4 protein-coding genes and 2 pseudogenes are annotated in these 6,894 nt (G+C 72.7%); 5 read left to right on the plus strand and 1 reads right to left on the minus strand.

What is annotated here, in order from left to right:
- Together JMF86_RS06475 and JMF86_RS06480 are read left to right on the plus strand one after the other, a co-directional pair.
- Positions 1–329 (plus strand): annotated as a pseudogene (locus tag JMF86_RS06475) (dual specificity protein phosphatase family protein); the annotation flags it as partial.
- A complete protein-coding gene (locus JMF86_RS06480) occupies positions 329–781 on the plus strand; it encodes a hypothetical protein (protein ID WP_011545159.1) in 453 nt (150 codons plus the stop codon). The pseudogene JMF86_RS06475 and the gene JMF86_RS06480, both read left to right, overlap by 1 nt.
- A 54-nt stretch (positions 782–835) precedes the next feature.
- Here JMF86_RS06480 and JMF86_RS06485 read toward each other — a convergent pair whose 3' ends face one another.
- Entirely contained in the window at positions 836–2,029 is a 1,194-nt protein-coding gene (locus JMF86_RS06485; RefSeq protein ID WP_011545160.1) for a sensor domain-containing diguanylate cyclase, read from the minus strand.
- A gap of 299 nt (positions 2,030–2,328) precedes the next feature.
- Here JMF86_RS06485 and bcsB point away from each other — a divergent pair, with 299 nt between their 5' ends.
- From bcsB to JMF86_RS06500, 3 genes and pseudogenes are all read left to right on the plus strand, one after another.
- Entirely contained in the window at positions 2,329–4,674 is a 2,346-nt protein-coding gene (bcsB, locus tag JMF86_RS06490) for a cellulose biosynthesis cyclic di-GMP-binding regulatory protein BcsB (protein WP_011545161.1), read from the plus strand.
- 3 nt (positions 4,675–4,677) lie between these two features.
- Positions 4,678–5,907 (plus strand): cellulose synthase complex periplasmic endoglucanase BcsZ, encoded by a 1,230-nt coding sequence (gene bcsZ, locus JMF86_RS06495; protein ID WP_011545162.1) that lies wholly within the window; start codon positions 4,678–4,680, stop codon positions 5,905–5,907.
- Positions 5,892–6,894 (plus strand): annotated as a pseudogene (locus JMF86_RS06500) (cellulose biosynthesis protein); the annotation flags it as partial. The gene bcsZ and the pseudogene JMF86_RS06500, both read left to right, overlap by 16 nt.

Below are 6,894 nucleotides of genomic sequence, written 5' to 3' on the forward strand. Positions count from 1 at the left end.
CTGGGCGGCGGCCGACGCATCGCTCGCGTATGCGTCGGTGCCTCAGCTCGATCTCGTCGCACCGACGGCGGCGCAGCTCGCGCAGGCCGTCGAGGCGCTCGAACGCCTGCGACGGCGAAGGGCGCGACGTGCTGGTCTGCTGTGCGCTCGGCTACGGGCGCAGCGTGCTGTGCGCGGCCGCGTGGCTCGCCGCGCGGCGCGGGTTGGCCGATGCGCGCGAAGCGCTGGCCGCGGTGCGCGCGGTCCGGCCACGCGCGGTATGGTCGGATGAAAGCGTGGCCGTGCTGCAGCAGTGGATCGATCGCCAGCGCGGCGCGGGGCAGGGGTGATGCGCGATCCGTCCGCTCCGTTCAGGATTGCCGCCGCACGCGGCGCGCTCGATGCGGGCGCATGGGCGCTCGCGGCAGCGCTGGTCGCGGCCGGCGCGGGCGGGTGGGTCGCGACGGGCTGGGCGGCGCCGACGCTTGCCCGCGTGCTGCTGGCCATCGTCAGCACGGGGTCGGGGATCGCGGCGCTGTGGTACGCGGTGCGCATCGCGATCGATCGGCGGTTGTTCGCCGCGCTGGCCCGGGCGGTGGACGGCGCCGGGTCGATCGACGACGGGCTCGCGGCGCTCGACCGCGCGCTCGCCGACCTGGGCTGGATCGATGCGGCGAAGGTCGGGCGCACGCTCGACGCGCGCGTGCGCGGCGCGGTCGGGCTGTGCCGGGCCGCCGTGCTCGTGGCGATCGTGCAGTGGCTCGTCGTCGGGATCGCGGTCGCGGTGTCGCCCATCGGCTAGCGCCGGCGCAAGCCGGCTATCGGCGGGAACAGCCCGGCCGGCGCGCGCCAGCCGTCATGCGTGCGCGGTGCGCCGCGATCGCTTGGCTTCGTACATCGCCTGGTCCGCATGCTCGATCAGCGCGTTCATGTCGGTGCCGTCGTCCGGCAGCATCGCGATGCCGACGCTGACGCCGAGCCGCAGCGCATGCCCGTCGAATTCGAACGGCTCGCCGACCTGCCGCGCGAGCCGCGTGCTTTGCACCTGGGCGTCGTCGCGGGTGCCGAGGTTCGGCAGGATCACCGCGAATTCGTCGCCGCCGATGCGCGCGACCGTGTCCGAGCGCCGCACCGCGGCCTGCATCCGCGTGGCGACCTCGCGCAGCGCGGCGTCGCCCGCGCGGTGGCCGAACCCGTCGTTGATCGGCTTCAGGCCGTCCATGTCGATGTTGAGAATGCCGAGCCGGCCGCTCGCGCGCAGCGCCGTGTGCATCGACTGGCGCAGGCGGTCGTAGAACAGCGCGCGGTTCGGCAGGCCCGTGAGCGCGTCGTGCGTCGCGCGCAGGTACAGCTCGTTCGCTTCGTTGCGCGCCGCGTGGAACATCGCGGCGGCGATCAGGTCGGCCATCAGCCGCAGCGTGCCGGCGTCGGCCGGTGAGAAACCGTCGACGTCCGGCGACATCACCTTCAGCACGCCGACCGTCGTGTCGGCGTGCGTGAGCGGCATCACGAGCATCGAGCGCAGGCCGACCCGGCGGCATGCGTCGCGATCGACGCGTGGGTCGGTTTCCGAATCGATACAGTGCAGCAACGCGCCCTGCTGCACGCACAGGCCCGACAGGCTGCCCGAGCGCCGCAACCGCAGGCCGAGCATCCCGGCGGCCGTGCCCGACGCGGCGCGGTACACCATGTCGTCGCCTTCGGCGAATTCGACCGCGGCGGCGCTCGCGCCGGTGAGCTGGGGCACCTGTTCGGCCACGTAGGCCATCACGCTGCCGAGGTCGAGGCCGAGTTTCGCGATTTCGGCTTGCGCGGCGATGATGCGCAACAACGTGTCGGGGGACGGCGTGGCGGCGTCGGTGGTTTGATTCAAGTCAGTTTTCCGTGAAAAAGTGCATCGCGCGGCGCGCGCTTGCGGTAGCATACGCGCCGCTCGCGGCAGCGCGTGCCGGGCGGTTCGCACCGGAACGTGGCCGGTGCCCGGCCAGCCGTACCGCGCCGGCAGTATGCCGTTCCAGCCATCCGGCGGCAACGGCGCAATTCTTGCCATTCACTCTTCCTGCGCGGCATTTCCGACCGAATTGAGATTTTTTCGCTTCTCAGTCGCGAATCACGGTGAGTTTTGTTCTATTTTTGAGATAGTGTGACAAATGGGCGGCCGCCGGTGCCAGGCGTCCCCCAGCGCGACGAACCGGTCGTTGAATGATCCGCCGCGTCGTTCCGATAAATGTAATCAGGCCATAAATGAGGGGAAGCAGAGGGGATGTGCACTCACGGGCATAGCTGCTTTGCGCGCGTCGGTTTCGACGCGCAGGATGACCGGACGATCGTGACGAAGCGGAGCGGCGCATGAAGCCGGCCGTGTCGCTGTTCGTTCTGGCTGCCGCGATGACCGGCGCTTTCCACACGGCCGCGCTGTCGGCCGCACCGCTGCCGGCGGTGCCGGCCGCCGCTTCGACGGCCGCCGCCGATCACGCAGCGGTGCCGGATGCCGCGCCAGCGGCGGTGCTCGTGACCGCTCCGGCCACGCCGGCGGCGGCCAGCGCGCCGACCGCCGGCCTGCCGGCGACGACCGTACGCATGCCGTTCGCGTCGCTCGGCGCGTTCGATCCACTGCGCCTGCGCGGCGCCGACGACGCACGCACGATCAACGCCGGCGTGCGGCTCGACCGCGTGATCACGGGCGCGCGCTTGCGCCTGACCTACGCGTATTCGCCGTCGCTGGTCTTTCCGCTGTCGCACCTGAAGGTGTCGGTGAACGGCGAGGTGATCGCGACCGTCCCGTTCGATGCCGCGCGTGCGGGCCGCACGGTGACGCAAGAGATCCCGATCGATCCGCGCTACTTTTCGGATTTCAACCAGATCGGCCTGCGCCTGATCGCGCATTACACGCTCGACCACTGCGAGGACCCGACGAATTCGGCGTTGTGGGCCGACGTGAGCCCGACGAGCGAACTGATCCTCGACGAATCGCCGGTGCGCCTGCCGAACGATCTCGCGCTGCTGCCCGCGCCGTTCTTCGACCGGCGCGACAACGGCCGCCTGCGGCTGCCGTTCGTGCTGCCCGCCACGCCCGATTCGGCCACCCTGCGCAGCGCGGGCGTGCTCGCGTCGTGGTTCGGCGCGCTGGCCGACTACCGGCATGCGCGGTTCCCGGTATCGACCGCGCTGCCGGCCGACGACCAGGCCGTCGTGGTCGGCACGGCCGCGACGCTGCCGGCCGGTCTCGCGCTGCCGCCAATCAATGGCCCGCTGCTCGCGGTCGCGGACAACCCGTCCGCGCCGGGCCGCAAGCTGCTGGTCGTCACGGGCCGCACGGCGGCCGAGGTCGACGACGCGGTCGCGACGCTCGTGCTCGGCCGCGCGGCGCTGTCGGGGCAGGCGGCGACGGTCGCGCACGTCGATCTGGGCGCGCCGCGCAAGCCGTACGACGCGCCGCGCTGGCTGCCGGTGAACCGGCCGATCGCGTTCCGCGAACTCGTGAACGATCCGCGTCAGCTGGAGGTGCGCGGCACGACGCCCGACGCGATCCGGCTGAACCTGCGCGTGCCGGCCGATCTGCATTCGTGGAACGGCGCGGGCGTGCCGATCACGCTGCGCTACCGCTACACGGCGCCGACCGTGCAGGACAATTCGACGCTCGCGGTCGAGATCAACGATCAGCTCGTGAAGTCGTACCGGCTCGGGCCGGCCCATGCCGAAGATGCGCACGGCCGCATGCAGCTGCCGCTGCTGGCGGTGCCGGAAGGGCGCGTGACGAGCGACGTCGACATTCCCGCGTTCCGCGTCGGCAGCGGCAACCAGCTGCAGTTCCGCTTCACGCTCGATTCGCAGAAGACGGGCCTGTGTTCGAGCACGGCCACCGAGCCGCAACGCGCGGCGATCGATCCTGACTCGACGATCGACTTCTCGCACTTCGTCCATTACGCGCAATTGCCGAACCTCGCGTTCTTCGCGAACAGCGGCTTCCCGTTCACGCGCTTCGCCGACCTGTCGCAGACGGCCGTCGTGCTGCCCGACCGGCCGTCGCCGCAGGAACTCGAGGCCTACCTGACGATGCTCGGCCACATGGGTGAATGGACCGGTTTCCCGGCGCTGCGCGTGCAGGTGGCGCGGCCCGGCGACGTCGCCGCGCTGTCGGGGCACAAGGACCTGCTCGTGATCGACGGCTCGCCCGCATCGCCGCTGCTCGCGCAGTGGCGCGCGGCGCTGCCGCTCGCGATCGGCGAGCAGGGCGGGGCCGGCGGCGCGGGCGCGACGCGCGTCGCTTTCACGGTGAAGGAGCGCTGGCGCAACGGCGTGGGCCTCGCCGACGGCGGCGCGCATATCGAACAGACGGGCCCGCTCGCGGCGCTCGCCGGGTTCGAGCTGCCCGGTAGCCGCGGCCGCAGCGTCGTCGCGCTGACGGCGACCGACCAGCCGCGCCTCGGCGATCTGCTCGACGTGTTCGAGAGCGGCGGGCTCGTGTCGCAGTTGCAGGGCGACCTCGCGCTGGTCCGGCCGGGGCAGGTCGACAGCCTGCGGGTCGGCGAGCCTTACGTGGTCGGCTTCGTGCCGTGGTATGCGCGCGTGTGGACGGAGGCGGCGCGGCATCCGGTGCTGCTCGGCGCGGTCGGCGTCGTCGCAGGGCTGCTGCTCGCGCTCGGCGTGTTCAGCGTGCTGCAGCGAATCGCCGCGCGTCGCCGGGGGATGTAACGGATGGCGCGGGCAATGACGAAGCGACGGGCAACGCAGCCGGCGCGGCGTGTCGGCGCGACGCTCGCGCTGGCGGTCGCGGTGACGTGCGCGGCGGCCGGCATGGCCACGCGCGCGCACGCGGCGGCGGCCGGTGCAGCCGATGCGGCGAGCACGGGATGCAGCGCGGCGTGGCCGCGCTGGGACGCGTTCAAGCGTGATTTCATCTCGGCCGACGGCCGGGTGATCGACGTCGGCTCGGCCGATTCGCGCACGGTATCGGAGGGGCAGGCGTATGGACTTTTCTTCGCGCTGGTCGCGAACGACCGGCGCATGTTCGACACGATCCTCGCATGGACCGAGAACAACCTCGCGCAGGGCGACCTGAGCGCGCACCTGCCGGCGTGGCTGTGGGGCCGTGCGCCCGACGGCGCGTGGCGCGTGCTCGACGCGAACCCGGCGTCGGACGCCGACCTGTGGATCGCGTATGCGCTCGTCGAGGCCGGGCGGCTGTGGCACGAGCGCAGCTATACGGCGCGCGGCGCGCTGCTCGCGAAGCGCGTGCTCGACGCCGAGACGGCGACCGTGCCGGGCCTCGGCCTCACGCTGCTGCCGGGCCCGACCGGGTTCAAGCTGGCCAACGGCCAATGGCGCGTGAATCCGAGCTATTCGCCGCCGCAGGTGATTCGTGCGCTCGGCGCACGACTGCCCGACGACCGTCGCTGGGCCGCGCTGGCGTCCAGCACCGCTCGCGTGCTGCTCGACACCGCGCCGAAGGGCTTTTCGCCCGACTGGGCGCTGTATCGCGCGGGCAACGGTTTCGGGCCCGATCCGCAGACCCATGCGGAAAGCGCGTACAACGCGATCCGCGTGTACCTGTGGGCCGGCATGCTGGACCGCGCCGATCCGCTTGCCGCGCCGCTGCTCGCGAAGTTCGCGCCGTTCGCCGACCATATCGCCGCGCACGGCGCGCCGCCGGAGAAGGTCGATACGACGACGGGCGTCGCGGGGCCGAACGACGGCAACGGCGGCTTCTCCGCGGCCGCCGTGCCGTTCCTCGACGCACGCGGCCAGCACGCGCTCGCGGATGCCCAGGCGGCCCGCGTCGATACGCTCGCGCGCCAGTCGGCGCCCGGCTATTACACGAGCGTGCTGACGCTGTTCGGCCTCGGCTGGCGCGATGGCCGCTACCGGTTCGGGGCGGACGGCACGCTCGACACCCGCTGGGGAGGCCGTTCGTGCGCCGCCCGCTGAAGTGTGCCGCGCCGCACGTCGCGGGATTCGCGTGGCTCGCGTCGTCGGTGTGCGCGGCGGCGCCGGGCGCCGCCTCCGGCGCGGCGATCGCGAACCCGGCGAACCCAGCGACTCCGGCGACCTCGGCCGCCGCCGATGCGCGGCGCGAGCTCGACACCGCGCGGATGTGGGGCATCAAGCATCGCGACGACCTCGCGCGCGATGCGCTGCGCAAGGGCTTGCTGATCGCGCCGGGCGATCCCGAGCTGCTGGCCGAACAGGTGCGTGTGCTGCTCCGGCTCGGCGACGCGAAAAGCGCGCAGGCGTCGCTGGCGCGGCTGCAGGCGCAGTCGCCGAATGCCGCCGTCACGCAACGGGTGGCCGACGAATACCGCGTCGCGACGAGCGGGCGCGGCGAGATGGCGCAGATCCGGCTGCTCGCGCGCAGCGGACGCGCCGACGAGGCGGCCCGACGGATCGTCGCGCTGTTTCCGAACGGCGCGCCGTCGGGCGCGCTCGGCGCCGAGTACTACCAGATCGTGTCGAATGCGCCGGGCGGGCGCCAGCCGGCGATCGCCGCGCTGCGCCGCGCGGTTGCCGCCGATCCGCGGGACACGAGCGCATCGATGGCGCTCGCGCGGCTGTTGAACCAGCGCGACGACACGCGCGCGGAAGCGAACCGGATCGCATGGTCGCTCGCGAAGCGCGCCGACGCGGACCATACGGAAGCGATGGCGCTGTGGCGGCGCGTGCTGCAGTCGGCCGGCAGCGATCCCGCGTATCTCGATGCGCTGCACGCGTATCTCGCGCTCGCGCCGGACGACACCGAATTCCGCGATCGCGCCGCCGGCCTCGACCAGCAGCGCGACGCGCAACGCCGGCTCGAGCGCGATCCCGACTACATCGCGCAGCAGCGCGGGTTGCAGGCGCTGGCGCGCGGCGATCTGGCCGCCGCCGATCCGCTGCTCGCGCGCGCCGCGCGGGCGCGCCCGGACGACGCCGATGCGC

This window comes from Burkholderia sp. E168m15 (assembly GCF_016586105.1).
GTDB classification, from domain to species: domain Bacteria; phylum Pseudomonadota; class Gammaproteobacteria; order Burkholderiales; family Burkholderiaceae; genus Burkholderia; species Burkholderia orbicola.

Bases quoted from the DNA above. Each gene is read 5' to 3' on its own strand.
- JMF86_RS06480 (WP_011545159.1), top strand. From the start codon at position 329: ATGCGCGATCCGTCCGCTCCGTTCAGGATTGCCGCCGCACGCGGCGCG.
- JMF86_RS06485 (WP_011545160.1), bottom strand. From the start codon at position 2,029: ATGGCAAGAATTGCGCCGTTGCCGCCGGATGGCTGGAACGGCATACTG.
- bcsB (WP_011545161.1), top strand. From the start codon at position 2,329: ATGAAGCCGGCCGTGTCGCTGTTCGTTCTGGCTGCCGCGATGACCGGC.
- bcsZ (WP_011545162.1), top strand. From the start codon at position 4,678: ATGGCGCGGGCAATGACGAAGCGACGGGCAACGCAGCCGGCGCGGCGT.